Consider the following 25,742-nt stretch of genomic DNA (forward strand, 5'->3'; position numbering starts at 1 on the left):
TTTCTGGGCGGTCAGCCCCGCTGTAACAAAGGGTGGCCGCTGGCGTGGGGGGGTTTCTAATTGGGTTCCCCGGCCGCGCGGGTAAATCTTTGACAACGCCCCCTGGACCACTCGTCGTTCATCAGGCACCAATTCAGCTCGGGAAGGACCAATATCGGGTAAGGACTCTAATCAACGGAGACGACACCATGATCACGTCCCGACTGACCGCCCTCGCTCTCACCACGCTGCTCTCCTCTGTTGCGCTCGCCGCGACCAGCTCTTCCGGGACCGACCCGACCGATCCACTCCAAAGGCCCGAATCTGCGACCACCCAAGGCATCGATAGCGGCCGATCGCCTTCTCCGACGGACACAGACCCACGGATTTATCACGACGACGCGGGCGCTCAGGGCGGGATGAATACACCCGGCCCTCAGACTCCCGACAACGCCGGAACCGGCGTCGGCTCGAAAACCACCACCGGTGGCTCGGGCTCCGAAGGCCGTAGCGTCAATCAATAAAATCGCCGATGCGAGCGACCTGCAATACCTATCCGTCCTAACGAAGAGGTAACCATGAACGTCGATAAAAACCTGGAAAAAGAAGTCCTGACCCGTCTGCTACACGCCCACCCAAATGGCCTGGGCAAGGAGGTTCTGGACAATTACCGGGGGGAGAAAGTCGTGGCCAGCACCCTCGCCACTCTGCAGGAACGCGGGCTGATCCAGCACGGTCATGTGATCTGCAACGAAGCCGGCGAGCACTCGCTAAACCTGCCGATCAAACTCAGCGCCGCTGGGGTTGAAGCGGCGCGCAAGCTGGATGTCTAACTGAGTAGGCGCTGCAACAGGTTGCGATCTTTTGCCTGTGAATGTTTGAAGAGCAAAGATCGTCCGAACGCGGCTCGAGCCTTCGCCAGCGCCTACAACCAGGAGAAGTCCCATGCCTCGTGGAAGCAAAGACAAATACACCGCCGAGCAAAAACGCAAGGCCGAACACATCGAAGAAAGCTATGAGCACAAAGGCGTGTCGAAAGATGAAGCCGAAGCTCGCGCCTGGGCCACGGTGAACAAGCAGTCGGGCGGCGGTGAACGCGCCGGCGGCTCGGGGCGCAAGAAGCCGGCCAGCGCCAAGTCTGCAGATCGCAAGGAGTCAGCCCGGCGTGCGGTGGCCACCCGTGAAGGCAAGCCGCGCAACAGCAAGGCTTCGCGCGAGACGCAAACGGTGGACAGCCTGATGAAAGAAGCCCGGGCGAAGAAGATTCCGGGGCGCTCGAGCATGCGCAAGCAGGAGTTGATCGAGGCGTTGCGCAAGGCCGGGTAAGGGTCCGGATTTGAGGGTGAATTCGAGGGCCTCATCGCGAGCAGGCTCGCTCCCACATTGGATTTATGCCAGCCGCCAATATTGCGGCTCACACGAATCAACTGTGGGAGCGAGCCTGCTCGCGATAGCGGTCAATCAGGCGCCGTAGGTCTCGCGGATCAACGCATCCACCTCAACCGCCCCCGGCGAAGTCGCCGGCCCCCAGCGAGTGACCGCCAACGCCGCAGCCGCATTCGCCCGCCGCGCCGCTTCGACTGCCGATAATCCGTGCGCCAACCCGGCGACAAAAACGCCCGCGTGAGCATCCCCGGCGCCATTGCTGTCCACCGCCACGACCTTGAATCCCGGCACATGCTGGTGATCGCCACGCTGGCTGATCCAGCACCCTTGCGGCCCATCGCGTACCACCATCAGTACCTCGGTCGGCAGATGATCAGCCAACCGATGCAATGCCTCGCCGATGTCCGTCGCCCCGGTAAACCGCAGCGCCTCGACACGGTTGCTGGTCCACAGATCGATGCACGGCAGCAAGGCCTTCATCAGCGGTGCGTCCGGCGAATCCACCAACGGTCCCGGATCGAACACCACCTTGATCCCGACCGGCAACTCCAGCACCCAATCCACCAGCGCCTGAGCCTTGCCGCCATGCAGCAGGCTGTAGCCACTGACGTAGACAAAGTCGCCCGCCTCGGCCGGCACACTCGCCAGGTCTTCGGCGGTCAATTCGCCTTCGGCACCGATGCAGGAAATGAACGTGCGCTCGGCCGAAGCTTCGGTCAGCGCGACACACAGCCCGGTGTCGCGCTCAGTGCTCTGATCGATGCCGATCCGAATGCCTTCAGCCGTCATCGCCTCTCGGGCCATGTCGCCGAAACGGCCCTTGCCATGGCCACCGAGGTAGACCACCGGCAAGCCGTTTCGCCGGGCCGCAGCCATCACATTGAAGCCACCGCCAGCCTCGAAACGGGCGGATTGCGCCAGCACGTCGCCGCCTGAATGAGGCAATTTATCCACGGCCATGACCAGGTCGATCATGACCTGGCCGGTGTGTAGCAGATTAGGCATGAGCCGGCTCGATCAACGCAGTACGGCGATCCTTGGCACCGCCGAGTACCCAGTAAACGCCACCGGCCACCAGGAACGTGACGATCCAGCCCAGGCCGTTGTGGCCCAGCCAGGAGTCGGACAAAAAGCCCCGGAACCAGACATCTTGTTCAGTGGTGCCAATGGTGGTGAAACTGAAACCCAGCACGATCGCCAGCGCCCATGCACCGAAGGCGCGCCACTCGACGCCACCGCGATACCAGTAGGCGCTGCTCGGGCTGACGTCCAGCAGGTCTTGGGGGCTGTAGTAATGACGATGAATCAGGTCGACCACAAAGATCCCGACCCATGCCGTGATTGGCACCGCCAGCAAGGAAATGAAGGTGATGAACGGGCCGTAAAAACTCTCGGCGATCAGCATGAAGTAGATCGAACCGGCGAAGATCGCGATGATATCGAGCACCACCGCATACACGCGCTTGACCTTCAGGCCGAGGGTCAGCGTGGTCAAACCGGCGGAGTACACCGACAGGTTGTTCGACAGCAGCAGCCCGCCGAATGCGGTGATCAGGTACGGCACGGCCATCCAGGTCGGCAGCATGTCGCGGATCGCGACGATTGGGTCAGTGGCCGAGGCCAGATCGTTATTGCCCACTGACAGCAAACCACCGAGGGTGATCAGCAGCACCAACGGAATCCCCGCACCGAACGCCGCCGACGCCACCAGACGCACGGCTTTGACGCTGCGGTGCTGGTAGCGCGACATGTCGGCACCGGCGTTGGCCCAGCCGATCCCGGTGCCGGCGGCCATGGTGCCGATGCCGATGATCATTGCGCTCAGGGGCGCTGGCGTGGCGTTGAATACGGCGCTCCAGTCGATGGTCGCGCAGAGGAAACCGCCGACCAGGATGTTCAACGCACCGAACACGTAAGTCGCCCATCTCTGGATCACCAGCAACGTGGGGTGGCCGAGGCCGGACACCGACAACGTCAGCAGTACAAAAATCGCGATAAACACCAGGGTCAGCAGCGGCGCGCTTTTGGCTTCCACTGGCGAGCCGAACAGAATCGAGCACAGCGACAGCAAGACGAATGCGGCGGTGGTGGTGTTGACGGTTTCCCAACCCAGTCGCGACATCAGCGAGACCAGCGTCGGGCCGATATTGCCGCGCACCCCGAAGATTGCTCGCGACAGCGTCAGGCTCGGTGCGCGACCACGACGCCCGGCAATGGAGATGATCCCGACCACTGCGAAAGAGCCGGCGGCACCAAGGATGGCGACGATGATCGCCTGCCAGATCGCCAGGCCGCGGAAGGCCACCAGCGTGGCGCCCAACGGTAAGCCGAGGATGGAAATGTTGGCCGCGAACCAGACCCAGAACAGTTGCAGTGGGTGACCGTTGCACTCCCCTTCCGGCACCGGCTCGATGCCACGGGTTTCCAATTGCCCGGCACTTTGCCCGGTGTTCGATGAACTCATAAAAATGCTCCTGTTGCCATTGTTGTGGTTATGGGCAATTTCGGAAGTCGAGATAACATTCCGGCGATCCTTGCCATATCAGTGCGTCCATTGCGGGTGAAATTCTAAATAGGCGGTGCCCCCATCGCGAGCAGGCTCGCTCCCACAGGTACGGCGTGTGCCTTGAGATCGCACCATACCCTGTGGGAGCGAGCCTGCTCGCGATGGCGTCAGTGCGAATAGCGCAAAGCCAGAAGTCCCTGCACCAACGGTTCCAGCTGCAAATCATTTACTGCTTTAACCTGCTCGATCATTGCAGCAGGCCAACTCTCAAGCCCCAGGCAGGCACCAAGCATGGCGCCGAGAATCGCCGCGATGGTATCGGTATCTCCACCCAAACCGGCAGCCATGCACAACGCTTCGAAGGCTGTCATCTGCCCGATAGCCACTTGCCGAGCCAGGGCAAACGACACCACCACCGATTCCTGCGAGGCCACCGACGTGCCGATCACGTCGTACAGCAAGTCCGCCAGCAACGCCTTGTCGCTGTCGACGCTGATGCTCCACGCCCAACCGATGCGCGCGGCGATACGTCCGCCAGCGACCCAGTGGCCATGGCTTTCGGCTTGCCGAGCGATCTGCTGGCCAAGGTTCAATGCTTCGCCCAGGTCCATGCCGTTGATCCCGGCAGAAACCACCGCCGCCACCGCCGCCGCACTGGCAATTCCCAGCGTGGTGTTGTGGGTCACCTGACAGGCTTGCACCACAGCGCGGATGAAACGCTCGGGATCGGCAACATCGGCCGCAATCCCCACCGGCGTGATACGCATGGCCGCGCCATTGGTGGTGCCGTGGCGGCCTGCCTCTTCCAGCGAGTGGCCGGCGAGGATCATCTCGATCGCGCGTTTGGTCGAGGGACCGAGCAAATCCTGCGAACCCTTGGCCTGCATCCCGGCTTCCCATTCGATCAAGCGCTGGGCCAGCACCGCCGGTTCGATCCAGCCTTCGCCTTCAATCAATAACTGACCGACCAGGATCGCCTGCTCCGTATCGTCAGTGATCGAGCCTTTGGGCATGTTTGCGGCGATCGGTTGATCCGGGCCAGCGTCTTGCAGATCGGTGATCTCGCCGAAACGCGCCTTGATCTCGGCGCGGCTCAGGGATTGTGTAGGCATGCCCAACGCATCGCCCAGGGCCAGCCCATAGAAGGCGCCCAGCGCACGGTCGAGCGCGGTCATTTTGAAGTTCCAATTTGCAGATGCAGACGAAAATGCACCGGATCGAGCAGGCTTTCGACCTGCTCCATGAAGCGATTCTGACGGTCGTAAGTGGTGCGCAGGGCCTTGAGGAACACCGTGCCCTCCGGGCGCCCGAGCAATTCGGCGTCTTCGGCATTCAAGGGTTCGGCGCCGATCCACTGATCGCCGTGATCGCCAATGTAGCCATAGGCGGCCAACGTGATGGTCAGGGAGTCATCGATCAGGCCGACTCGCGGCAGGCCTTCCAGGCCTCCGGTGGCGGGCATCAATGAGCGCTCAAGAGACACCAGCGTGCCATCGGTGCCACGGCGGCGACGGTCGAGGGTGATGAATTGGTCGGTACCGAAACGCGCCAACAGGTCCGGTCGGGTCACCGCCTCCAGCCGCAGCACTTCGGTATTGATCAGCGCCCCATTGTCGGCCAGCGCCTGGGCCCAGCCGTTGCGCTGATCGAGCACCACACCATCGAACGTGACGATGGACCCCACTGCGCCTTGCGTAACGATGTCGTGGCGCCGCTTCAGTTCGACCAGGGCTTCACGCAGCGTGCCGCGGCTGACCTTGAACTCCTGAGCCAACTGATGTTCGCCCGGCAATAGAACGCCGTCCTCCATGAGGCCGTTTTCGATGCGCCGGACGAGCTCGTCGACCACCTGTTGTTTCTTGTCAATTCGTAGCGGTCTAATCATGTACACCTCGGGTGTACCGTCATAGCTGAAACGGGTTGGGGCGAGCAAGGGATATTTTGTGAAAGTGGGTGAAGGATCCTTCAAATGATCGTTCCCATGCTCCGCGTGGGAATGCCTCAATGGACGCTCTGCGTCCGCTGTTGGGACGCGGAGCGTCCCGGGCTGCATTCCCACGCAAAGCGTGGGAACGATCGGTGACAACCCGCTCCCACAAGTGGAAGTCAGCGCTGTTTCAACCGGTCAATCACCACCGCCAGCAACAGGATCGAACCACGAATCACGTACTGATAAAACGTATCGATATTCTTCAGGTTCATCGCATTCTCGATGATCGCCAGAATCAGCACCCCGGCAATCACATGCCGAATCATCCCGATCCCGCCACTCAACGACACCCCGCCGAGTACGCAAGCCGAGATCACCGTCAGCTCGAAACCCTGGCCAATCATCGGCTGACCGGACGTCATGCGCGACGCCAGGATCACCCCGGCCAACGCACCGATCACACCGTGTACGGCGAAGATGAGGATCTTGGTCCGGTCAACGTTGACCCCGGCCAGCAACGCCGCTTCCTGGTTGCCGCCGATGGCCATGGTGTTGCGCCCGTAGGTGGTGTAGTTCAGCAACCAGCCGAAAAACAGGAAGCAGACGATGGTGATTAGAATCGGCACCGGCACGCCGAACAACTGACCATTACCGAAGACGAAGAACTGTTCCTGCGAAACGCCCACCGCTTTGCCGTTGGCAAAAATGTACGCAAGGCCCCGAACGATCTGCATGGTCGCCAGCGTGGTGATCAACGCATTGACCCGCAGCTTGGCAATCACGATCCCGTTGATCAGCCCGACGATCAGCCCCATCACCAGCGCCGCACTGACACCGAGGAACACGCTGTCGGTGTCGCGCATCACCACCGCCGCGACTACGCCGGCGCAGGCAATCACCGAGCCCACCGACAAGTCGAAATGCCCGGACGCCAGGCAATACAACATGGTGCATGCGGCAATCCCGGTTGTAGAAATCGCCAGGCCCAAGCCACGCATGTTCAGTGGCGACAGGAAGTTGTCGATCAGCAAGGTGCAGAGCACGAAGATCCCGACGGCCGCCAGCAGCATCACCCAGTCATCGAGAAAGCGCCGCAGGTCCAGAGGTTTTCGCGGGGTTGGCAGAGCATTGTTTTGGACGGTCATAGTCACCTCTCAGTTCGCCACGTCGGCAGCACGTTGGCGTGGCAACGCCAGTTGCAGCAGGTTGGATTCATTGGCTTGTTCGCGGGTCAGTTCGCCGCGCATCGCGCCTTCGCAGAGCACCAGGATGCGGTCAGAAATACCCATGACTTCCATCAGGTCGCTGGACACCACAATCACCGCGATGCCGCTGGCGGCCAGGTTATGGATGATCTGGTAAATCTCGGCTTTGGCACCGATGTCGATCCCCCGGGTGGGCTCGTCGAGCAGCAGGACTTTCATCGGCATCGACAGCCAGCGACCGAGAATCGCCTTCTGCTGATTGCCGCCAGACAGGTACATGATTTTCTGCGCCGCGTTGGGCGTCTTCACCTTCAGCGCCTTGATCTGCTTGTCGGCATTGTCTTTTTCCCACAGGCCGCGCAACAGGCAGCCGAAGGTGGAATGGGCGCCGCGAGCGCTGATGTTGATGTTCTCGGCGACACTTGCCAGCGGCAGGATGCCCTCCTTCTTACGGTCCTCGGGGCACAGCAGAATCCCCGCGGCGATGGCATCGCGTGGCGAATGCAGTTTCAGTTCGCGACCGCGCAACTCCAGGCGCCCGGCGGTGTTGCGCGTGAGCCCGCTGAGCATTCGGAACAGCTCGGTGCGCCCGGCCCCGACCAGGCCGAACAGCCCGAGGATTTCCCCCTTGTGCGCCTCGAAACTCACCGGCTCACGCAAGCCCGGCCCCAGTAACCCGTCGACCTTGAGCGCCACCGCACCACGCGCACGGCTGCGGTAATCGTAGATGTCCTGAATGTCGCGACCGACCATGCACGTCACTAACTGATCATGGGTCAGCGCGCTCATGTCCTCGAAGGTGCGCACGAAGCGACCGTCCTTGAACACCGTCACCGCGTTACAGATGCGGAACACTTCTTCCATGCGATGTGAGACGTAAAGCACCACTTTGCCTTCGTCGCGCAGGCGTCCGATGATCGCCATCAAGCGATCGATTTCCCGCGCCGACAGGCTGCTGGTGGGCTCGTCGAATGCAATCACATGCGCGCCACGGGACAACGCCTTGGCGATTTCCACCAGTTGCCGCTGACCGAGGGACAAGCGCCCGACTTTCTCTTGTGGATCGATTTCATCGGCCAGGCCTTTAAGGCAGGCCAATGCCTGTTGCCGCAAAGCGCCGCGATTGATCAGGCCGAAACTCGCCGGCAGATGCCCGAGAAACAGGTTCTCGGCGACGGTCATTTCCGGCACCAGGTGCAGCTCCTGATGGATCACCGCAACCCCGCTGCCAATGCTGTCGGCGGTGGACTTGAAGACCCTCGTCCGCTCACCGATCTGCAGATCGCCGCTGCTCGGCGTGTAAGCACCGCCAAGGATTTTCAGCAGCGTGGATTTACCGGCGCCGTTCTCGCCCATCAAGGCGTGAACCTGCCCCGGATGGGCGACGAAACTGATGCCGTCCAGCGCCTTCACCCCGGGAAAGGTTTTGCCGATCCCGTTGAAGCGCAGGCTGCCGCCAATGCTCTGTTCATTTGTTTGTACGTGCGCGTGCATAAACCCACCTCATCACACCGGTCAGGCAGCCCCGTCGCCAGGGCCGCCGATGAAATCAACCGCGCCTCAGTTCCACAGGCCGATTTTTTCCAGTTCCTGCTTGAAGTTGTCGCGCGTGATCAGCGTAACGTCGTCCATCGCGGTGTATTTGGGCGGTTCTTTGCCGGTGGTGACCCACTCGTACATCATGCTCGCGGTGTTGTAGCCCTCAATGTGCGGGCTCGGCAGCATCGAGCCGAAGAAGCCGCTGTTGGGTTTCTTCAGTTCACCGATGGCATCGGTGCCGTTGATGCCGATGCCGATCACGTTGGCTGCGGCAAAACCGGCGCTCTCAGTGGCGCGCACGCCGCCCAGCACGGTGTTGTCGTTCATGCCGCCGATGATCAGGTTTTTCGCCGCGCCCGGAAGCTTCACCAAGGCCGAGTTGGTGGCGTCCATGCTGCCCGGTACGTCGAGGGTTTTCAGCGCAGAAAAGAGGATGTGGTCTTTCGGCATACCGGCGTCTTCCAGCGCTTTGACAGAACCGTCAGTGCGTTTCTTACCGGTATCAAGTTCGTTGTAGGTGTTGATCACCGCGTAGGTGTCTTTCCAGTCCCAGCCGCGTTTCTTCGCCTCTGTGGCCATGGCGGCGCCCTGCTTCTGGCCGACTTCGAAGGCCGCCATGCCGAGGTACGGCACGTCCTCCATGAACTTGCCGCCGGCATCGACGAAACGGTCATCGACGGCGATCACTTTCAAACCGTTGAGCTTGGCCTTGGCCATGATCGCAGGGCCCAGGGACACGTCCGGCGGGCAGATCACGAAGCCCTTGGCGCCGTTGGCCGCCAGGCTGTCGATGGCCGAGAGGGTTTTCTCGCCATCAGGCACGGCGATTTTGATGAGGGTGAAGCCCTTGTCCTTGCCGGCCTTTTCGGCGAAGGCCCATTCGGTCTGGAACCAGGGCTCTTCCGCTTGCTTGACCAGAAAACCAATCTTCACTTCCTCGGCCGCCAGCAATGTACTGCTGAGGCTGACCGCGGTGACCGCCAAAGCGGCACAGCACAGGGAACGGATCCCACGACGACGTTTCATAAGCTGACTCCTTGTTATTTTTTTTGAGCGTTATTTGAAAGCCTTCAAAGCATGCAGCTAATAGTCATATCGTATGATGATTGGATTTCAGACGTAGTTTCGCGCTTGAAACCCGAGTTATTCAGTCGTGGTACATGACCGAGCGCCCACCATCGATGGTGATGCACGAGGCATTGATGAACGGCGCTTCATCGCTGGCCAGGAACACAGCGGTCATCGCCACTTCAATCGGCTGGCCGATGCGCCGCGGTGGATGCAGGTCGAAGGCCCGCTGACGTTCGGCATGGGGGTCGGCAAAACCGTTCCAGTAATCGACGTTCAGTTGGGTTTCGATGTAGCCCGGTGCGATGGCGTTGACCCGAATGCCCTTCGGTGCGTATTCGATACCCAGCGCGCGGGTCAGGCCGAGCAAACCGTGCTTGGCCACCGGATACGGGAAGCAGCCGGGAATAATGTGAGTGGAATGGGTCGAGGCAATGTTGATGATGCTGCCGATGCCCTGCTCGATCATTTGCGGCAACACGGCTTTGCAGCCATACCAGGCGCCGTCCAGATCGATGGCGAAGCAACGACGCCAGTCTTCTTCGGTCATTTGCAGCGGATCGCGGAACACGTTGACCCCGGCGCAGTTGACCAGCACATCGATCCGGCCGTGAAGCTCAATGGCCAATCTGGCCATGGCGTGCAGGTCTTGCTGGCGCGATACGTCGGCCTTGATCGCCACGACATCCGCACCTTGTTCACGCCAGTGCGCCGCGACTTTTTCGACTTTCTCGCCCTGGATATCGCTGATGACCAGCCTGGCCTGCTGAGAGGCGAAGGTCGCAACAATCGCTTCGCCAATACCCTGAGCGGCGCCGGTCAGCAGCACGACCTTGTTTTTCAACCGCTCGCCCTTGGGCGGTTCGGGCACTGGTGGCAAGGAAAGAGGTTCAGCCATGGATCAACACTCCTGTTTGAAGGCACGACGAAAACCGGACATCTGTCGATGTCCGGTCAAAAGGCTTTTGGAAATAGGCAGGCAGGCGCGAAAACGCCCGGGCGCCGAGGCGGCCTGAAGCACTGACTCCGTACGGGAGTGCGGTGGAATATCGCTGCATCACTTCACCTGTTTTGTTTTTTTAAGTGTGAGTGCGTGTAACTGATGGGGCCGACTATAAACCCGACCGCCAAATAATCTCAATATATAATTTTACATCCCATATTTTGGGATTTATCCAGCGAATCGCTGACAGGGTTTTCCGGGCACATCCACGCGAATCGATAACAGCGCGCCGTCCAGCGGGTGATTGAGCGGGCTTGCGGCGCTGGTGATGTACAGGGTTTTGAAGTCTTCGCCACCGAACACGCAACTGGTGGGACGGCTGACCGGCAGTTCGATCACCCGATCCACATAACCATCCGGGTTCAGCCTGAGCAGACAACTGCCATCCCATCGGGCATTCCAGATATAGCCCTCGGCATCCATCGCCGAGCCATCGGGGCCGCCACGTTCGTGGGGGCCAAACCAGACATAGGCGGTGTCCAGGTTGCCGTCGGTATGGATGAAATGCCGGTAAAGCGTGCTGTCGAGGCTGTCGGCGAAATACAGGGTTGTGCCGTCGTCGCTCCATAGCAACGTGTTGGGGATGCCTAATCCTCGTAGTAGCGGCGTGACCCGAGCATCGCGGTCGATGCGAAACAGGCCCCCCGAGCGGCGCACGACGGGTAAATCTTCGCCCTGCTCACCGATGTTGTTTTGCATGGTGCCCAGCCAGAGCCGGCCCTGGGCATCGCAGCGGGCTTCGTTGGGGCGATTGCCGGGTTGCGGATCGGCGACGCAGAACAAGGTCAGCCGAGGTTCCAGGCCTGGGGAATCCAGATCCAGCCGATAAACCCCACAGCTCAATGTCACCAGGGCATCGCCGCTTTCGCAGGGGATGAACGCGGACACATGCTCCGGCATCTGCCAGATTTCCACGTTGGCGCCGATCAGCCTCAGCGCTTGCTTACCCGCGATATCTACCCAATACAGCGCCTGGGTCGGAGCATCCCAAAACGGGCCTTCGCCGAGTTGCGCACGGTGTCCGGTAACCGCAGTCCACGTCATGAAACCTCCTTTTTTATTGCTTTTATGTTGGAACAAGCCTGTGTGGCGAGGGGGCTTGCCCCCGTTCGACTGCGAAGCAGTCGTAAAACCGTTACATGCGGTTTAACTTTGAAATGCCGGGGCCGCTTCGCGACCCAACGGGGGCAAGCCCCCTCGCCACACAAGCCCGCTCCCACAAGGGTTCTTATTGTCAGCTAGCCTTCTTGTCGGCCATGACTTGCGGGTAGAAGCGTTTGATCGCCAGGTCCGCGTTATCGATCAGGGTCATGCAAGCCCACACACCCCGCGCGGCATCCCGGGCGGCGATGGCGTCGGCCATGTCTTTGTGGATTGGCAAGGTTCGGCGCAGTTCGTCCGGGTCGGCGGCAGACACTTCGAAAGACACGGCCAGCAACGCACCGAGGGCCGGGACCATTTGTTCGATGAATTGATTGTGGCTGGCGGCGAGGATGCACTCGTGGAAGAACTGGTCGGCGCGGTTGTAATCGATGCCGCTGTCCACTGCCCGTTCCAGTGCGTTATAGGCCTGGAGTACGGCTTGCACTTGTTCCACCGTCGCCCGCTCGCAGGCCCAGCGCACCGCCATGGGTTCGATGGTGCGGCGCAGGTCGAGCAAATCGTCGACGAAGTTTTCCGGTAAGCCGCTGCGCGATAGCCAGCCGACGACTTGCGGATCGAAGAGGTTCCAGCGTCGCACCGGCAATACGCGTGTGCCGACCTTCGGCCCGACTTCGAGCATGCCTTTGGCCACCAGGGTTTTGATGGCTTCGCGGATGACCGTGCGGCTGACACCGAGCTGCTCGCCCAGGTCGGCTTCGACCTTGATGGTTTCGCCGGGCTTTACCTGGCCGGCAGCAATCCAGCACCCCAGCCAGTCGACCGTCGACGCATGAAAACTGCTGGACATGGGCACCTCGTCGACCGGTGATAAAAAACAAACGACACAACGCCGTTCGCGATGGGTGTCCACGCTAATCATCATATGATTGGGTGTCAATTGGATTTTCAGATGCCTTGCCATACGGACACGGCTGTTCGTCCGAATCCTGCTCGAAGCGCTTTGATCCCATCCACTTTGTAAACTACGGTTAGCCGCAGCAGATCGGGCAGTCAGCGGTCTGTTCTCCTTCAAATCCGCTATCGATAGGTATGAACATGGACATGGATGCGTCTACGAAGTACCCCATTGTGTTGGTTCACGGTCTTTTCGGCTTCGATAAAATCGCCGGTTACCCTTACTTCTTCGAAATCGAGGAAGCCCTTGAACGCGCCGGTGCTCAGGTGTTTGCGGTCAATATTCCAACCGTCAACGGCAATGAAGAACGCGGCGAAAAACTGCTCGAGCACGTCAACCGCATTTTGCTGGAAACGGGAGCTGCCAAGGTCAATCTGATCGGCCATAGCCAAGGCCCTCTGGCCGCACGCTACGTAGCAGCGCTGCACCCGGAAAAGGTCGCGTCGGTCACGTCCGTCAGTTGCCCCAATCATGGCTCCGAGATTGCCGACCAATTGCATAAGGCGCTGACGCCCGGAGAGTTGCCCGAAGCGTTCGTACTGGCCCTGTTTGGCGCGGTCGGCACCTTCATTTCGTTGATCAGCGGCCATCCGGAAAACCCGATTGATGCTGAAGCGGCATTCGAATCGCTGACCAGCGCAGGATTGGCCGCCTTCAATCGCAAGTACCCGCAAGGGGTGCCAAAGGTTTGGGGCGGGGAAGGTAACGAAGTCGAAAACGGCGTGTATTACTACTCCTGGAGCGGGATCGTGCAGAACTTCCAAAGCCTGCAACTCCTCGACCCGACCCATTTGAACTGTAAAGTGCTGTCGAAGTTGTTTTACAAGGAGGAGCACGCCAACGATGGATTGGTCGGCCGCTACAGCTCTCACTTGGGCAAAGTGATCCGATCGGATTACCCCATGGACCATTTCGACGCAGTCAATCAGATGGCAGGGATCAACAGTTGGAACGTGAGCCCGGTCATGCTCTACCTTGAACATGCCGCCAGGCTCAAGAGCAAAGGTTTGTAAGCCCAAAAAAACGGCCCGTTGCAATAACGGGCCGTTTCGTTGCCAACGCTCAATCGACTATGGCTCAAGCCCGATCGGGAAGAATTCGCCACCGCTCCACACGCCCAGCCAACGCTGCCCGTCGATTTCACGACTCACCGCCAGCTCCACCAGTTGGTAGAACACATTGCGATGGATCAGCGCTTCAAGGTTGGTGCGCACATGCACGTACGGCGCAGGTTCCTGAGTTACCGGATCGATCACCACGCGCATAGGGTGCTCGGCGCCGGCATCGGCCGTTTCATCGACGTTGGTGGTAAAGCGCAAGACCTGGGCCTCCCCCTCGCCTTCGACCTCCACGGCAATCGCCACGAACGGCGCATCGTCGACCTTGATGCCAACCTTTTCGACCGGGGTAATCAGAAAGTAATCATCGCCGTCGCGGCGAATGATGGTGGAGAACAGCTTGACCATCGGCTTGCGCCCGATCGGCGTGCCCAGGTAATACCAGGTGCCGTCGCGGGCGATGCGCATGTCGATGTCGCCACAGAAGTCGGGGTTCCACAAGTGGACCGGCGGCAAGCCTTTGGTTTTGGGGATTTGCCCCAACAGATCGTTGGCTTTTTGCGGGCCACTCATGGCGTTCTCCTTTGAATTACTGGTCGCTGAGCCCCAGCAGGCTACGAGCGTATTGCTCCAGCGGCGGGCCCAGCAAGTCTTCTGGCTTGTTGTCGTGGAACGTCAGTAAACCGCCACGACTCTTGATACGTGCAGTATCAATCAAATACTGGGTGCTGGTCTCGATCAACATGATCTGAATTACGCCGTTGTCGATTCCGAGGCGATCCACGTGTTCCTGGTCGAGCCATTCGTCCGAGTTGCCGATGCGGTCGTCAGCCTTGGCGAAACGCGTGTACAGCAGGTAATGGGCGCCGGCGGCACGGGCTTCGCCCATGGCAGCGTCGAGGCCTTCCGGCGCGCGGGCGCGGCGGACCATCGGGAAATATTCGATAAAGCCGTTGAAGGCCTCTTCGGCCACCACGTTAGGTCGCGGGTAGGCATTGCCTGGCGGCACGAAGGCACCTTGGGCGATGTAGATGAACGAGTCCGGCTGAATGCGGAAGTTATTCACACGACGGCTGTCGCTGTGGTCCAGCAGGCCGGCGTCGCTCATGTGGTAGCGAGTCCCTTCGGCCATATCGCTGACATTCATGCAGCCACCAAGCGCCAAAACGGCCAGCAGCAAAACCAGGCTACGCATCCTACCCTCCAGAGGCCGGTGACGGAAAACCGGCGAATGGCCATGGGATGCAGCTTCCGCGCCAGTCCCTGGAACTCATATCATTTCAAGCATGAACTGTGGCGAGGGGGCTTGCCCCCGTTCGGCTGCATAGCAGCCGTAAAACCGATACATGCGGTGCTTCTGACACAATGGGGAGAATGGTTTTAGGGCCGCTTCGCGACCCAACGGGGGCAAGCCCCCTTCACCACAGGGCCCGATCAGCCGCCAATAATCTTCATGATGGTCGCACCACCGGAGAACGCCACTTCCTGCTTGTCGCCCAAGGCTTTGACCAGCAGTCGCTGCAACGCCGGCAGCGCCTGGTGACGAGGTTTATCCAACAAATCGCCGACATAGTGACGATTGCTCGACGACAGGCAGCCATGCAGCCAACCTGTAGACGACAAGCGTAGACGCGAACAGGTGCGGCAAAACGGAACGCTTTCGTTGGCGATCACGCCAAAGTGGCCCAGCCCCGGAATCTGGTAACGCACCGCCGTGGCATCGACTGGCGCATCGGCCTGAAGGTACTCGTAGCGTTCGCCGATCAGGCTCAGCAACTGCTGAAGGCTGACGAACTGTTGCAGGAAGGCATTGGAGTCGCTGGCCAAGTGGCCCATGCGCATCAACTCGATAAAGCGTAACTCGTAGCCGCGCTCCAGGCAGTAGTCGAGCAGCGGCATTACCTGATCAAGGTTCTGCCCACGCAGCGGCACCATATTGACCTTGATCTTCATACCAGCCGCTGCGGCCTGGTCCATACCGTCGAGGACGGTCGCCAGATCACCACCGCGCGCAATGCTGCGAAAAGCGCTGGCATCCAGAGTATCGAGGGAAACGTTGATGCGCCGAATGCCGGCATTCACCAACAGCGGCAGCTTTTTCGCCAGCAACTGACCATTGGTGGTCAGGCTGATGTCCGCCAGGCCCATCTGCCCGACGGCAGTCATGAAGGCTTCGAGCTTGGGACTGACCAATGGCTCGCCACCGGTAATGCGCAAACGCTCGATGCCCGCGGCCTCTATCAGATAGGCCACGCCGCGTGCCATGGCCTCGGCCGACAACTCATCCTGCGCAGCCACCAGCCGCTTGCCGTTGGGCACGCAGTAAGTACAAGCGTAATTGCAGGCTGAGGTCAGACTGATCCGCAAATTGCGAAAACGCCTGCCTTGACGGTCAACGATCATGGATCACTCCGGCGAAAGAAGATTCGAACACGCAAAACTTGACTCACAAATCAAGTTTTAGCAAGCCCTATGCCTGAGTATATTCCTGCGGTACTGCGCCATGTAGCTAAATCATGGCGCAACAAGGCAACTGACGGGTTCAGTTGCTCGGCGTGTCGGTATCGCGTTTGCGCTTGTTGCCCATGCGCACGCCGATGTCCATCAGGAACTGGAAGAAACCTTCCTGATCTTCCAGCACATTGCTCCAGAACGGCGAGTGATACAGCGCCACCGCGCCATGTACCAGAGCCCAGGCCGCGCAGTAATGGAAGTAAGGCGGCACGTCTTCGAGCTTGCCTTCGCTGATCCGGCCCTTGATCAGCAGGGTCAGGCGCTCGAAGTTCGAGGCGCGGATCTTGTGCAGTTCCTCGACCATCTCCGGCACCTGGTTGCCCTTGACCACCTTTTCTTCCAGGCGATCGAACAACCGATAGCGTTGCGGGTCGCGCATGCGGAATTCGAAGTAGGCCCGGGACAGGGCTTCCTTGTCCTTATCGACATCGGCGGAATGCAACAGCTCGTTCAAATCGCGCTCGTAATCGAGCATCAGGCGCAGATAGATCTCCGCCTTGGATTTGAAGTGCTTGTAGATCGTGCCTTTGCCGATACCGACGGCATCAGCAATCATCTCGACGGTGACACTGTCTTCACCTTGGTCGAGGAACAGCTTGAGCGCGGTATCGAGAATTTCTTGCTCGCGGCGACGAAACTCACGGACCTTACGAGGTTCTTTATGCATAAGAAAAGGTCTGTAGGGGTCAAAATTCGAAGCCGCGTATTATGCCTAACTTACGCCAAAATGCACGGATCATCCGACCATATATGTGTTTCTTGAAGAATTCGCGCCACCTCGAGGGTTGATGAGAACTCAACCGAAGCGCGCGTATTCCAAATTTGTTTAAAAACCCGACCAGCTAAACTGGACTCGGCGCAATACTGATCAATACTTCAACTGTCGGCGAGGCATCTCCCCCAAGTGTCGCGCCGATGAAGGTACCAACGGATTGCGTGCCTTTGTTTTACTCCTAATGGTCTTAACCCGGATTCCCCCCCCAGAACCCGGGTTTTTTTTGCCTGTGATTCAGCGGCCAAAGCCACGTAGGTGCTGCCGAAGGCTGCGATCTTTTCTAACGTTACACCGATGCCCTGACGTGCGCCAACGGGAACAAACGCTTGAAATTCTCGGTGGTTTGCTCGGCAAATCGTTCGTAGGACTCACCTCGCAACATGGCCAGAAATTCCGCTACCTCGCGTACGTATTGCGGCAGGTTCGGTTTGCCGCGATAAGGGATCGGCGCCAGGTACGGCGAGTCGGTCTCCACCAGCAACCGGTCAGCCGGTACCTTGCTGGCCACATCCCGCAGGGCATCGGCATTGCGAAAAGTGACAATACCGGACAAGGAAATGTAATACCCCATGTTCAGCGCAGCCTTGGCCATTTCCCAGTCTTCGGTGAAGCAATGCAGCACACCCGCCTGAGGCAGTGCCGCTTCGCGCAGCAGTTCAAGGGTATCGGCCCGCGCGCCACGGGTATGAATGATCACCGGTTTGCCGGTCTTTTGAGCTGCTTGCAGGTGCAGACGGAACGATTCCTGCTGCAGCGCTGCCGCTTCCGGCTCGTAGTGATAATCCAGACCGGTTTCACCGATCGCCACCACTCGCGGATGATTGAGTTCGTGCAACAGCCAGTCCAGCGCCGGTGCGGCACCCGGCTGCACATCGAGTGGATGCACACCGACCGAACAGTCGACATCGTCGTAACGTTCAGCCAGGGCTTTGACGTCGGCGGCGTTATCGGCGCTGACGCCAATGCACAGAAAGTGCCCTACCCCGCGCTCACGGGCCGCATCGAGCGCGGCATCCAGGGAGCCGTCGTGGGCGGTGAGGTCGAGGCGATCAAGGTGACAATGGGAATCTACGAGCATAAAAGGGCTGCAACTTACATCGTATGAGTGGGACGGTCGGACTTCAGGGCTCCGGCCAGATGGGTTTCGATTCGACTGCGCGCGGTGTTGTCGCCTTCGTTGAATTGCACGCCAACCCCGGCGGCGCGATTGCCCTGGGCACCTTTGGGGGTGATCCAGGTGACCTTGCCGGCGACCGGAATTTTTTCCGGTTCGTCCATCAGGTGCAGCAGCATGAAGACCTCATCGCCCAACTTGTAGCTTTTGTTGGTCGGGATAAACAGGCCACCATTCTTGATGAACGGCATGTAGGCCGCGTAGAGCACGGCCCTGTCCTTGATGGTCAAGGACAAAATGCCATTGCGCGGCCCCGGACTGATGGGTTCGTTCATGTTGACCTCCACTGTCTGATGATCAGAGTCTAGTGTCAGACGGTCACTTCTGGGTAGGCAAGGATACCCATTGCACCAACAGCGCCTCTAGCAACAACGCAGGATTGAGGTTGGCTTTGCTCATCACTTTCTGCCGCTGGGCGAGAATCCAGTCCTGGATATTCAGGACTTTGTCCTGAGCGGATTTCTGCGCCAGGTATTGAATCACTTTGCGCATGTCCGCCAACCCCAGCCCGGCTTCATCCTGAGTCAATTGATAACGCAGGATCAGGCTCGACCAGTCGCAGAACCAGTCGAACAGCAGCAACATGGGAATGGTTTTCCACTCCTCGGCCAACTGGGTCGGCGATTGCTGGTGCTTGAGCAACTTCTTCACGCCCTCGACCACCAGAGCCCGCTGCTCGCGCACGCCTTGTGCCTGCAATTTGACCGCGGCCAATGGCGAACCGGCGGCGAGGGTAAGCAGCTCGATGCGCTCTTCTTGCGCACAATCCGGCAAAGCGCTGGCCAACCAGGCCAGACTCATGGCTTCGCTTGGTAATGGACAGGCTTGCTGCACGCAACGGCTCTTGATGGTTGGCAGCAGACGGCTGGTCTGGTGGCTGACCAACAGCAAAACAGTATCGCCGGACGGCTCTTCAAGGCTTTTCAGCAAGGCGTTGGCGGCGTTGATGTTCATCGACTCGACAGGCTCGATCAGCACCACTTTGCGCCCGCCCATCTGCGCGGTCTGAACCACGAAGCTGACCAGATCACGCACCTGATCAACCTTGATCGCCTTGTCCGCTTCTTCCGGCTCCAAAATGTAGTTGTCGGGGTGACTGCCAGCCTTCAGCAGCAGACAGGATTTGCACTCACCACAGGCGTCTTGGGCGGTCGGGCGCTGACACAACAAATGGGCCATCAGACGCTCGGCCAGCGCGCGCTTGCCGATCCCGGCCGGGCCATGCAGCAAATAGGCATGGGCGTGCTGGGCACGGCCGGCCAATTGCTGCCAAAGACTGTCCTGCCACGGATAGGCTTCAGCCACGGGTCAGCTCCAGCAGACGTGGCAACAAGGCATCCAGAGCCTGCTGAACCTGTGCCAACGGCTGAGCGGCATCCACCAGGACATAACGCGCAGGATCCGCCTTGGCACGCTCGAGGAAGGCAGTGCGCACCGCATCGAAAAACGCTCGGCCTTCGAGCTCGAAGCGGTCCAGACGACCGCGGGCGCTGGCGCGGGCCAGACCCACTTCTACCGGCAGATCGAAAATCAGCGTCAAGTCCGGGCGCAAATCGCCCTGGACGAATGTTTCGAGGGTCGCAATGCGCTCCAGCGACAAACCGCGACCACCGCCCTGATAGGCATAAGTCGAATCGGTAAAGCGATCGCACAGGACTACCGCGCCACGGGCCAGCGCCGGACGGATCACCTCGGCCAGATGCTGGGCTCGCGCGGCGAACACCAAGAGCAACTCGGTGTCGGGGTTCATGACCTCATCGACCGGCGCCAACAGCACGTCGCGAATCCGCTCAGCCAGGGGCGTGCCGCCGGGCTCCCGGGTCAACACCACCTCGATCCCGGCAGCGCGCAGACGCTCGGCCAGGTATTCGCGATTAGTGCTCTTGCCGGCGCCTTCCGGGCCTTCCAGGGTAATAAACAAGCCAGTCACAGGCAGTCCTTAGTCAGAGTCATTGCGGGCTTTGCGGCGCAGGCGCATCCGCTTCGGGTGCTGGCGCAGGTTCTTGTGCAGGCTCTTGTGCAGAGCCTTGCTCAGAGTCTTGCGGCGCTACTGGCGGCATTTCTTCGGGCGCCGTATTGGGCGAAGCCGCCGGGATTGGCGCCTGGGCATCCTCCGTCGACGGCGTAACAGTCGGCGCAGGGCTGGAACGGTAATCGGCACGTCGATTGATCTGGAACTCGCGCACCGCATTGTTGTGGGCGTCCAGATCATCGGAGAACACGTGGCTGCCATCACCGCGCGCGACAAAATACAGGCTGTTGCCGTCCGCCGGATTCAACGCCGCATGGATCGCTTCGCGACCCACCATCGCAATCGGCGTCGGCGGCAGCCCAGCAATCATATAGGTGTTATACGGCGTCGGCTCCTTGAGATGAGCACGGGTCAACTTGCCGTTGTAACGATCACCCAAACCATAAATCACCGTTGGATCGGTCTGCAACAGCATGCCCATCTCCATGCGCCGCACGAACACGCCGGCGATCTGCCGACGCTCCTGCGGCACACCGGTTTCCTTTTCCACCAGCGAGGCCATGATCAGCGCCTGATAGGGCCCGGTGTAAGGGACGTCGGCAGCGCGCTGGTTCCATTCCTTGAGGAGGACCTCATCGAGGCGGTCGTAAGCTTTCTTGAGCAGATCGGCGTCGGTCATGCCCCGCACGAAACGATAGGTGTCGGGGAAGAATCGTCCTTCGGGGAAAATCCCGCTGTGGCCGAGTTTGTCCATCACTTGGCTGTCGCTGAGACCGTTCAGGGTCTGTTCGAGTTTTTCATCCTTGGCCAGGGCCGCGCGAACCTGATGGAAATTCCAGCCTTCGACCAGCGTCAGGCTGTACTGCACCATTTCTCCGCGCTTCCACAGGTCGATCAGCCCATTGACTGTCATACCCGGCACCATGCGGTATTCACCGCTGTGCAACGGTTGCCCTGCCAGATTAAAGCGCCAATACACGCGCAGCCAGAAAGCGTCTTTGATGACGCCATCGGCTTCGAGTCGAAGGAAGGTGCGGTTTGGCGTAGTGCCTTTGGGCACTTCCAGCAGCTCTTCCTGGGCGATGTTCAGCGGCTGTTCCAGCGCCGAATCGATTTTCCAGGCGCAAGCGCCGGCCAACAGCCCCGCCAGAACCAATCCGGTTTCCAGCAGCAGCAAGAATTTACGTCTCACGAATCAAGCATCCAGTAGCGCACGGGCAATGGTTTGGAGTTTACGGGTGAGCGGCCCAACCGGCCAGCTCAGTGCGGCATAGGCGCGCACCGGCCAAACGCCATACACGCTGTTGCAGACAAAGACCTCGTCAGCCCATTGCAGCTGCTCGAGGGTGATATCGGTGATGTGCGTGGGAATCCCCAATGACTTGGCTTGAAACAATAATTCGGCACGCATCACACCCGCCACGCCACAGCGTTTGAGATTGGCGGTTACCAGCACGCCATCGCGCACCAGGAACAGATTACTGAACACACCTTCGACCACCCGCCCGATCTGATCCAGCATCAAGCCTTCGGCATGCTCGGTGTCCTGCCATTCGGAACGGGCAATGACCTGCTCCAGACGATTCAAATGCTTGAGACCGGCGAGCAATGGCTGTTTGGAAAGCCGTGTCGCACAAGGAAACAGCCGAACGCCCTGCTCCGCATGAACAGCCGGATAAGCAGCAGGAGGATTGCCTTGCAGAATGCGCCGAGCCTGAGCCGAGGGATCGACGGCGTAACCGCGCAGGCTGTCGCCGCGGGTGAGGATCAGTTTGAGCACGCCCTCGCCCAACGCGGCGGCATAGGCCAGCAGCTCTGCACGGATCAGTTGATGATCAGCGGCAATCGCCAGGCGCGAACATCCCTCCGCCAGACGCGACAGATGTCGATCCAGCAGCAGCGGCTGCCCGCCCTTGACCGCAACGGTTTCGAACAGACCGTCACCGTAAGCCAGGCCGCGATCCTTCAGCGACAAAGCGTCAGCCGGTTGACCGTCGACCCAGCTGTCCATCAGTCAGCGAACCGGCGGAACACCAGCGAGCCATTGGTACCACCAAATCCGAAGGAGTTGGACAGCACCACGTCGATATCCATGCCACGCGCGGTGTGGGGTACGAAGTCGAGGTCGCAGCCTTCGTCCGGCTCATCGAGGTTGATGGTCGGCGGTGCTACCTGGCTGTTGATTGCCAGCACGCTGAAAATCGCCTCGACCGCGCCCGCCGCACCCAACAGGTGACCGGTCATGGACTTGGTCGAACTGACCGCCAGCTTGTAGGCATGATCGCCGAACACGGATTTGATCGCACAGGCTTCGGCAAGGTCGCCAGCCGAGGTCGAAGTGCCGTGGGCGTTGATGTACTGAACCTGATCGCTATTGATCTTCGCATCGCGCAAGGCATTGGTGATGCAACGCGCAGCACCCGCGCCATCGGCCGGTGGCGAGGTCATGTGGTAAGCATCGCCACTGGTGCCGAAGCCGATCAGCTCGGCGTAGATGGTCGCGCCACGGGCCTTGGCATGCTCCAGTTCTTCGAGCACCAGTGCGCCGGCGCCATCGGACAGCACGAAGCCATCACGGCCCTTGTCCCATGGACGGCTGGCGCGGGTCGGCTCGTCGTTGCGGGTCGACAGTGCGCGGGAGGCACCGAAGCCGCCCATGCCCAGACCACATGCGGCCATCTCGGCCCCACCGGCAATCATCACGTCGGCTTCGTCGTACATGATGTTGCGTGCCGCCATGCCGATGCAGTGCGTACCGGTGGTACACGCCGTGGCGATGGCGTAGTTAGGTCCCTGTGCGCCCAAGTGGATGGACAGGAAACCGGAAATCATATTGATGATCGAGCCTGGCACGAAAAACGGAGATATCCGTCGTGGGCCGGAATCATGCAGCGTGCGGCTGGTTTCTTCGATATTGGTCAGACCGCCAATACCCGAGCCCATGGCCACGCCAATCCTCTCGCGGTTAGCGTCGGTGACCTCAAGACCTGCGTTACGCACGGCTTGAAAACCTGCAGCCAGACCGTATTGAATGAACAGGTCGAGTTTGCGAGCTTCCTTGACCGACAGGTATTCCTCGACATTGAAGCCCTTTACCGAGCCGCCAAAACGGGTGGAATAGGCAGAAAGGTCGGTGTGTTCGATCAGACCAATGCCACTGCGGCCAGCCAGAATGCCCTGCCAGCTGCTCGGCACATCCGTGCCCAGTGGCGACAACATACCCATACCGGTGACTACGACGCGTCTACGCGACACAGCACTCTCCTTTTTCAAATGACGACTTTGCATCAGGCCTAAAGAAAAAACCGCACGCCAGGATGGCAGTGCGGTTTTTCCATGACAGCGAGCGACGACTAAAAACTATTACGCCTGGTGGCTGGTAACGTAGTCGATTGCTGCTTGTACAGTAGTGATCTTCTCGGCTTCTTCGTCAGGGATTTCGGTCTCGAATTCCTCTTCCAGAGCCATCACCAGCTCAACAGTGTCAAGGGAGTCGGCACCCAGGTCTTCAACGAAGGAAGCAGTGTTGACCACTTCTTCTTCTTTAACGCCCAGTTGCTCAGCAACGATTTTCTTGACGCGCTCTTCGATGGTGCTCATACCTTGTTTTCACTCCTAATGGACAAATTCAGGCAGCTGGCCGGTGGGTAAGTGTATAGAAAGACTTTTCAGTTTTTCAACTGAAAGCTTCACTCCTCAAACCCGGCGACCCTCTGTCTATAAATAGATTGCAGCTTTATAACGGATTTTAGACAGCTCGTATGACATTTTTTTGAAGCAATCCGTCACATTTAACTCATGTACATCCCGCCGTTCACCGGGATTGTAGCCCCAGTAACGTAAGCCGCACCGTCGGATGCAAGAAAAGCGACCACAGACGCGATCTCTTGAGCTTGCCCCAGACGACCCAGCGGAATCTGCGTCTGCAAGGCTTCACGCTGCGCCTCGGGCAGTTCACGGGTCATATCGGTGTCGATGAACCCTGGGGCCACCGAGTTTACCGTAATCGAACGCGAACCGACTTCACGCGCCAGTGCACGGCTGAAACCTTCCAGACCGGCCTTGGCGGCAGCGTAGTTTACTTGGCCTGCGTTGCCCATGGCACCCACAACCGAACCAATACTGATAATTCGTCCCCAACGGGCTTTGGTCATGCCGCGCAAAACGCCCTTGGACAGGCGGAACAGACTGTTCAGATTGGTATCGACGACGTCATGCCATTCGTCATCTTTCATGCGCATCATCAGATTATCGCGGGTGATACCGGCATTATTGACCAGGATCGCCGGCGCACCGAATTGCGCCTGGATGCTCGCCAGCACGGCCGCTACGGACTCGTCGCTGGTGACATTGAGTTCCAGGCCAGTGCCCTGAATACCATTTTCTTTCAGGGTCGCAGCGATACGCTCGGCCCCCGAAGCGGAAGTCGCGGTGCCGATAACAATGGCACCCTGACGACCCAATTCCAGAGCGATAGCCTGGCCGATACCACGGCTGGCACCGGTAACCAGTGCAACTTTACCTTGCAGACTCATGCAAGCTTCTCCTTGTTCAGGCCAGCGCTGCGCGGGCGGCAGCGAAAGCGTCTGGGGTATTGAGGTTAGAGGTCGACACGCCTTCAGCGCAACGTTTGTTCAAACCGGCAAGCACTTTACCAGGGCCGCACTCGACCAGATTGGTCGCGCCCTTGGCCGCCAGCGCCTGGATCGACTCGACCCAGCGTACAGGCTTGTAGAGCTGTTCAAGCAGATCGCGCTTCAGGGTTTCCAGATCCGCCGGCACGTTGGCGCTGACGTTCTGTACTACAGGAATCTGCGGTGCCTGCCAGTCGATCGCTGCGATCGATTCGGCGAACCGCTCGGCGGCCGGACGCATCAATTCGCAATGAGACGGCACGCTGACCGGCAATGGCATGGCGCGCTTGGCGCCACGTGCCTTGCAGCCTTCGATGGCGCGCTCGACCGCCGCCTTGGCGCCAGCGATCACTACCTGGCCCGGGGAGTTGAAGTTGACCGCGCTCACCACTTCGCCTTGCGCCGCTTCGGCACAGGCTGCCAGTACGTCAGCATCTTCCAGACCCAGGATTGCAGCCATGCCGCCCTGCCCGGCCGGAACAGCCTCTTGCATCAACTGACCGCGACGCTCTACCAGCTTCACTGCGTCGCCCAGGCTCAGACTGCCTGCAGCCACCAGGGCGCTGTATTCGCCCAGGCTGTGACCGGCAACGTACGCCGGTCGCGCGCCGCCTTCAGCCAGCCACAGACGCCACAAGGCGATCGATGCGGTCAGAATGGCCGGCTGGGTTTTATCGGTTTGATTGAGTTGTTCTTCCGGCCCTTGCTGGGTCAGTGCCCACAGGTCGTAACCCAGAGCATCGGAAGCTTCTTTGAATGTTTCGAGGACCACCGGATGTTGCGCGCCCAACTCGGCCAGCATGCCGAGGGACTGCGAACCCTGTCCTGGAAAGACGAATGCGAGGGAAGCAGACATGTAACAAGCCCCTAATGATCTTGTCGTCGGAGAATGACGTCCCGTTTCTGGAACGCAAGAAACTCACAGTTGGATGGCCCATTG

General features: G+C 59.7%; 28 protein-coding genes. 4 read left to right on the plus strand and 24 right to left on the minus strand.

Annotated features, from left to right (window positions below):
- Positions 1–188: 188 nt before the first annotated feature.
- The 3 genes from ACZ9IM_RS09470 to ACZ9IM_RS09480 all read left to right on the plus strand — a co-directional run bounded on the left by ACZ9IM_RS09470 (position 189) and on the right by ACZ9IM_RS09480 (position 1,305).
- Complete coding sequence (locus ACZ9IM_RS09470) at positions 189–503, plus strand: hypothetical protein (RefSeq protein WP_476223769.1); 315 nt, start codon at positions 189–191, stop codon at positions 501–503.
- Positions 504–557: 54 nt separating this feature from the next.
- Positions 558–812, plus strand: a complete 255-nt coding sequence (locus ACZ9IM_RS09475) for a hypothetical protein (RefSeq protein ID WP_427625923.1) — start codon at positions 558–560, stop codon at positions 810–812.
- Positions 813–924: 112 nt separating this feature from the next.
- Positions 925–1,305 carry a Rho termination factor N-terminal domain-containing protein gene (locus tag ACZ9IM_RS09480; protein WP_476223770.1) on the plus strand — a complete coding sequence of 127 codons (381 nt, stop codon included), beginning with the start codon at positions 925–927 and terminating at the stop codon, positions 1,303–1,305.
- A gap of 135 nt (positions 1,306–1,440) precedes the next feature.
- Here ACZ9IM_RS09480 and ACZ9IM_RS09485 read toward each other — a convergent pair whose 3' ends face one another.
- The 10 genes from ACZ9IM_RS09485 to ACZ9IM_RS09530 all read right to left on the minus strand — a co-directional run bounded on the left by ACZ9IM_RS09485 (position 1,441) and on the right by ACZ9IM_RS09530 (position 12,567).
- Entirely contained in the window at positions 1,441–2,370 is a 930-nt protein-coding gene (locus ACZ9IM_RS09485; RefSeq protein WP_476223771.1) for a PfkB family carbohydrate kinase, read from the minus strand.
- A complete protein-coding gene (locus ACZ9IM_RS09490; RefSeq protein WP_427625920.1) occupies positions 2,363–3,829 on the minus strand; it encodes a purine-cytosine permease family protein in 1,467 nt (488 codons plus the stop codon). Before ACZ9IM_RS09490 ends, ACZ9IM_RS09485 begins: the two co-directional genes overlap by 8 nt.
- Before the next feature lie 209 nt (positions 3,830–4,038).
- Entirely contained in the window at positions 4,039–5,046 is a 1,008-nt protein-coding gene (locus ACZ9IM_RS09495; RefSeq protein ID WP_476223772.1) for an ADP-ribosylglycohydrolase family protein, read from the minus strand.
- Positions 5,043–5,756, minus strand: a complete 714-nt coding sequence (locus tag ACZ9IM_RS09500) for a GntR family transcriptional regulator (RefSeq protein WP_008067814.1) — start codon at positions 5,754–5,756, stop codon at positions 5,043–5,045. The genes ACZ9IM_RS09495 and ACZ9IM_RS09500 overlap by 4 nt, the downstream gene beginning before the upstream one ends.
- 221 nt (positions 5,757–5,977) lie before the next feature.
- Positions 5,978–6,946, minus strand: coding sequence for an L-arabinose ABC transporter permease AraH (gene araH / locus ACZ9IM_RS09505; protein WP_007903950.1), 969 nt, complete (start codon positions 6,944–6,946; stop codon positions 5,978–5,980).
- A 9-nt stretch (positions 6,947–6,955) separates the two neighbouring features.
- Positions 6,956–8,500, minus strand: coding sequence for an L-arabinose ABC transporter ATP-binding protein AraG (gene araG, locus ACZ9IM_RS09510; RefSeq protein WP_427625918.1), 1,545 nt, complete (start codon positions 8,498–8,500; stop codon positions 6,956–6,958).
- A gap of 66 nt (positions 8,501–8,566) precedes the next feature.
- Positions 8,567–9,571, minus strand: coding sequence for a substrate-binding domain-containing protein (locus ACZ9IM_RS09515; protein ID WP_427625917.1), 1,005 nt, complete (start codon positions 9,569–9,571; stop codon positions 8,567–8,569).
- A 121-nt stretch (positions 9,572–9,692) separates the two neighbouring features.
- Positions 9,693–10,511 (minus strand): SDR family oxidoreductase, encoded by an 819-nt coding sequence (locus tag ACZ9IM_RS09520; RefSeq protein ID WP_476223773.1) that lies wholly within the window; start codon positions 10,509–10,511, stop codon positions 9,693–9,695.
- Positions 10,512–10,784: 273 nt separating this feature from the next.
- Complete coding sequence (locus ACZ9IM_RS09525) at positions 10,785–11,660, minus strand: SMP-30/gluconolactonase/LRE family protein (RefSeq protein ID WP_476223774.1); 876 nt, start codon at positions 11,658–11,660, stop codon at positions 10,785–10,787.
- 190 nt (positions 11,661–11,850) lie between these two features.
- Entirely contained in the window at positions 11,851–12,567 is a 717-nt protein-coding gene (locus tag ACZ9IM_RS09530; RefSeq protein ID WP_050683259.1) for a FadR/GntR family transcriptional regulator, read from the minus strand.
- A gap of 248 nt (positions 12,568–12,815) precedes the next feature.
- On the opposite strand from ACZ9IM_RS09530, the gene ACZ9IM_RS09535 reads away from it, so the two are divergent.
- Positions 12,816–13,688, plus strand: coding sequence for an esterase/lipase family protein (locus ACZ9IM_RS09535; RefSeq protein WP_427625913.1), 873 nt, complete (start codon positions 12,816–12,818; stop codon positions 13,686–13,688).
- A 57-nt stretch (positions 13,689–13,745) separates the two neighbouring features.
- Here ACZ9IM_RS09535 and ACZ9IM_RS09540 read toward each other — a convergent pair whose 3' ends face one another.
- The 14 genes from ACZ9IM_RS09540 to fabD form a co-directional block, all read right to left on the minus strand.
- Complete coding sequence (locus tag ACZ9IM_RS09540; RefSeq protein WP_008067797.1) at positions 13,746–14,306, minus strand: DUF1285 domain-containing protein; 561 nt, start codon at positions 14,304–14,306, stop codon at positions 13,746–13,748.
- 16 nt (positions 14,307–14,322) lie between these two features.
- Positions 14,323–14,928, minus strand: a complete 606-nt coding sequence (locus ACZ9IM_RS09545) for a DUF4823 domain-containing protein (RefSeq protein WP_007903975.1) — start codon at positions 14,926–14,928, stop codon at positions 14,323–14,325.
- A gap of 239 nt (positions 14,929–15,167) precedes the next feature.
- A complete protein-coding gene (locus ACZ9IM_RS09550; RefSeq protein ID WP_427625911.1) occupies positions 15,168–16,136 on the minus strand; it encodes a GTP 3',8-cyclase MoaA in 969 nt (322 codons plus the stop codon).
- A 139-nt stretch (positions 16,137–16,275) separates the two neighbouring features.
- Positions 16,276–16,914, minus strand: a complete 639-nt coding sequence (locus ACZ9IM_RS09555; protein ID WP_008067794.1) for a TetR/AcrR family transcriptional regulator — start codon at positions 16,912–16,914, stop codon at positions 16,276–16,278.
- Between the two features lie 394 nt (positions 16,915–17,308).
- Entirely contained in the window at positions 17,309–18,100 is a 792-nt protein-coding gene (locus tag ACZ9IM_RS09560) for a TatD family hydrolase (protein ID WP_476223775.1), read from the minus strand.
- A 14-nt stretch (positions 18,101–18,114) separates the two neighbouring features.
- A complete protein-coding gene (locus ACZ9IM_RS09565; protein WP_008014345.1) occupies positions 18,115–18,471 on the minus strand; it encodes a PilZ domain-containing protein in 357 nt (118 codons plus the stop codon).
- Positions 18,472–18,514: 43 nt separating this feature from the next.
- Complete coding sequence (locus ACZ9IM_RS09570; protein WP_008067787.1) at positions 18,515–19,501, minus strand: DNA polymerase III subunit delta'; 987 nt, start codon at positions 19,499–19,501, stop codon at positions 18,515–18,517.
- Positions 19,494–20,126 carry a dTMP kinase gene (tmk, locus tag ACZ9IM_RS09575; RefSeq protein WP_476223776.1) on the minus strand — a complete coding sequence of 211 codons (633 nt, stop codon included), beginning with the start codon at positions 20,124–20,126 and terminating at the stop codon, positions 19,494–19,496. The genes ACZ9IM_RS09570 and tmk overlap by 8 nt, the downstream gene beginning before the upstream one ends.
- 19 nt (positions 20,127–20,145) lie before the next feature.
- Entirely contained in the window at positions 20,146–21,360 is a 1,215-nt protein-coding gene (gene mltG / locus ACZ9IM_RS09580; protein ID WP_427625906.1) for an endolytic transglycosylase MltG, read from the minus strand.
- 3 nt (positions 21,361–21,363) lie between these two features.
- The gene (gene pabC / locus ACZ9IM_RS09585; protein WP_476223777.1) at positions 21,364–22,179 is read right to left on the minus strand and encodes an aminodeoxychorismate lyase; all 816 of its coding nucleotides are present in this window, start codon (positions 22,177–22,179) and stop codon (positions 21,364–21,366) included.
- On the minus strand, positions 22,179–23,423 hold the full coding sequence (gene fabF / locus ACZ9IM_RS09590) for a beta-ketoacyl-ACP synthase II (RefSeq protein WP_008067780.1): 1,245 nt from the start codon (positions 23,421–23,423) through the stop codon (positions 22,179–22,181). The genes pabC and fabF overlap by 1 nt, the downstream gene beginning before the upstream one ends.
- 108 nt (positions 23,424–23,531) lie before the next feature.
- Complete coding sequence (gene acpP / locus ACZ9IM_RS09595; RefSeq protein WP_003175607.1) at positions 23,532–23,768, minus strand: acyl carrier protein; 237 nt, start codon at positions 23,766–23,768, stop codon at positions 23,532–23,534.
- A gap of 191 nt (positions 23,769–23,959) precedes the next feature.
- On the minus strand, positions 23,960–24,703 hold the full coding sequence (fabG, locus tag ACZ9IM_RS09600; RefSeq protein WP_305425726.1) for a 3-oxoacyl-ACP reductase FabG: 744 nt from the start codon (positions 24,701–24,703) through the stop codon (positions 23,960–23,962).
- 16 nt (positions 24,704–24,719) lie between these two features.
- Complete coding sequence (fabD, locus tag ACZ9IM_RS09605) at positions 24,720–25,658, minus strand: ACP S-malonyltransferase (RefSeq protein ID WP_427625904.1); 939 nt, start codon at positions 25,656–25,658, stop codon at positions 24,720–24,722.
- Positions 25,659–25,742: the final 84 nt, after the last annotated feature.

The sequence above is a fragment of the Pseudomonas sp. TE12508 genome (assembly GCF_056279485.1).

Excerpts from the sequence above, each read along its gene's own strand:
- ACZ9IM_RS09470 (WP_476223769.1), top strand. The coding sequence starts at position 189 with ATGATCACGTCCCGACTGACCGCCCTCGCTCTCACCACGCTGCTCTCC.
- ACZ9IM_RS09475 (WP_427625923.1), top strand. The coding sequence starts at position 558 with ATGAACGTCGATAAAAACCTGGAAAAAGAAGTCCTGACCCGTCTGCTA.
- ACZ9IM_RS09480 (WP_476223770.1), top strand. The coding sequence starts at position 925 with ATGCCTCGTGGAAGCAAAGACAAATACACCGCCGAGCAAAAACGCAAG.
- ACZ9IM_RS09485 (WP_476223771.1), bottom strand. The coding sequence starts at position 2,370 with ATGCCTAATCTGCTACACACCGGCCAGGTCATGATCGACCTGGTCATG.
- ACZ9IM_RS09490 (WP_427625920.1), bottom strand. The coding sequence starts at position 3,829 with ATGAGTTCATCGAACACCGGGCAAAGTGCCGGGCAATTGGAAACCCGT.
- ACZ9IM_RS09495 (WP_476223772.1), bottom strand. The coding sequence starts at position 5,046 with ATGACCGCGCTCGACCGTGCGCTGGGCGCCTTCTATGGGCTGGCCCTG.
- ACZ9IM_RS09500 (WP_008067814.1), bottom strand. The coding sequence starts at position 5,756 with ATGATTAGACCGCTACGAATTGACAAGAAACAACAGGTGGTCGACGAG.
- araH (WP_007903950.1), bottom strand. The coding sequence starts at position 6,946 with ATGACCGTCCAAAACAATGCTCTGCCAACCCCGCGAAAACCTCTGGAC.
- araG (WP_427625918.1), bottom strand. The coding sequence starts at position 8,500 with ATGCACGCGCACGTACAAACAAATGAACAGAGCATTGGCGGCAGCCTG.
- ACZ9IM_RS09515 (WP_427625917.1), bottom strand. The coding sequence starts at position 9,571 with ATGAAACGTCGTCGTGGGATCCGTTCCCTGTGCTGTGCCGCTTTGGCG.
- ACZ9IM_RS09520 (WP_476223773.1), bottom strand. The coding sequence starts at position 10,511 with ATGGCTGAACCTCTTTCCTTGCCACCAGTGCCCGAACCGCCCAAGGGC.
- ACZ9IM_RS09525 (WP_476223774.1), bottom strand. The coding sequence starts at position 11,660 with ATGACGTGGACTGCGGTTACCGGACACCGTGCGCAACTCGGCGAAGGC.
- ACZ9IM_RS09530 (WP_050683259.1), bottom strand. The coding sequence starts at position 12,567 with ATGTCCAGCAGTTTTCATGCGTCGACGGTCGACTGGCTGGGGTGCTGG.
- ACZ9IM_RS09535 (WP_427625913.1), top strand. The coding sequence starts at position 12,816 with ATGGACATGGATGCGTCTACGAAGTACCCCATTGTGTTGGTTCACGGT.
- ACZ9IM_RS09540 (WP_008067797.1), bottom strand. The coding sequence starts at position 14,306 with ATGAGTGGCCCGCAAAAAGCCAACGATCTGTTGGGGCAAATCCCCAAA.
- ACZ9IM_RS09545 (WP_007903975.1), bottom strand. The coding sequence starts at position 14,928 with ATGCGTAGCCTGGTTTTGCTGCTGGCCGTTTTGGCGCTTGGTGGCTGC.
- ACZ9IM_RS09550 (WP_427625911.1), bottom strand. The coding sequence starts at position 16,136 with ATGATCGTTGACCGTCAAGGCAGGCGTTTTCGCAATTTGCGGATCAGT.
- ACZ9IM_RS09555 (WP_008067794.1), bottom strand. The coding sequence starts at position 16,914 with ATGCATAAAGAACCTCGTAAGGTCCGTGAGTTTCGTCGCCGCGAGCAA.
- ACZ9IM_RS09560 (WP_476223775.1), bottom strand. The coding sequence starts at position 18,100 with ATGCTCGTAGATTCCCATTGTCACCTTGATCGCCTCGACCTCACCGCC.
- ACZ9IM_RS09565 (WP_008014345.1), bottom strand. The coding sequence starts at position 18,471 with ATGAACGAACCCATCAGTCCGGGGCCGCGCAATGGCATTTTGTCCTTG.
- pabC (WP_476223777.1), bottom strand. The coding sequence starts at position 22,179 with ATGGACAGCTGGGTCGACGGTCAACCGGCTGACGCTTTGTCGCTGAAG.
- acpP (WP_003175607.1), bottom strand. The coding sequence starts at position 23,768 with ATGAGCACCATCGAAGAGCGCGTCAAGAAAATCGTTGCTGAGCAACTG.
- fabG (WP_305425726.1), bottom strand. The coding sequence starts at position 24,703 with ATGAGTCTGCAAGGTAAAGTTGCACTGGTTACCGGTGCCAGCCGTGGT.
- fabD (WP_427625904.1), bottom strand. The coding sequence starts at position 25,658 with ATGTCTGCTTCCCTCGCATTCGTCTTTCCAGGACAGGGTTCGCAGTCC.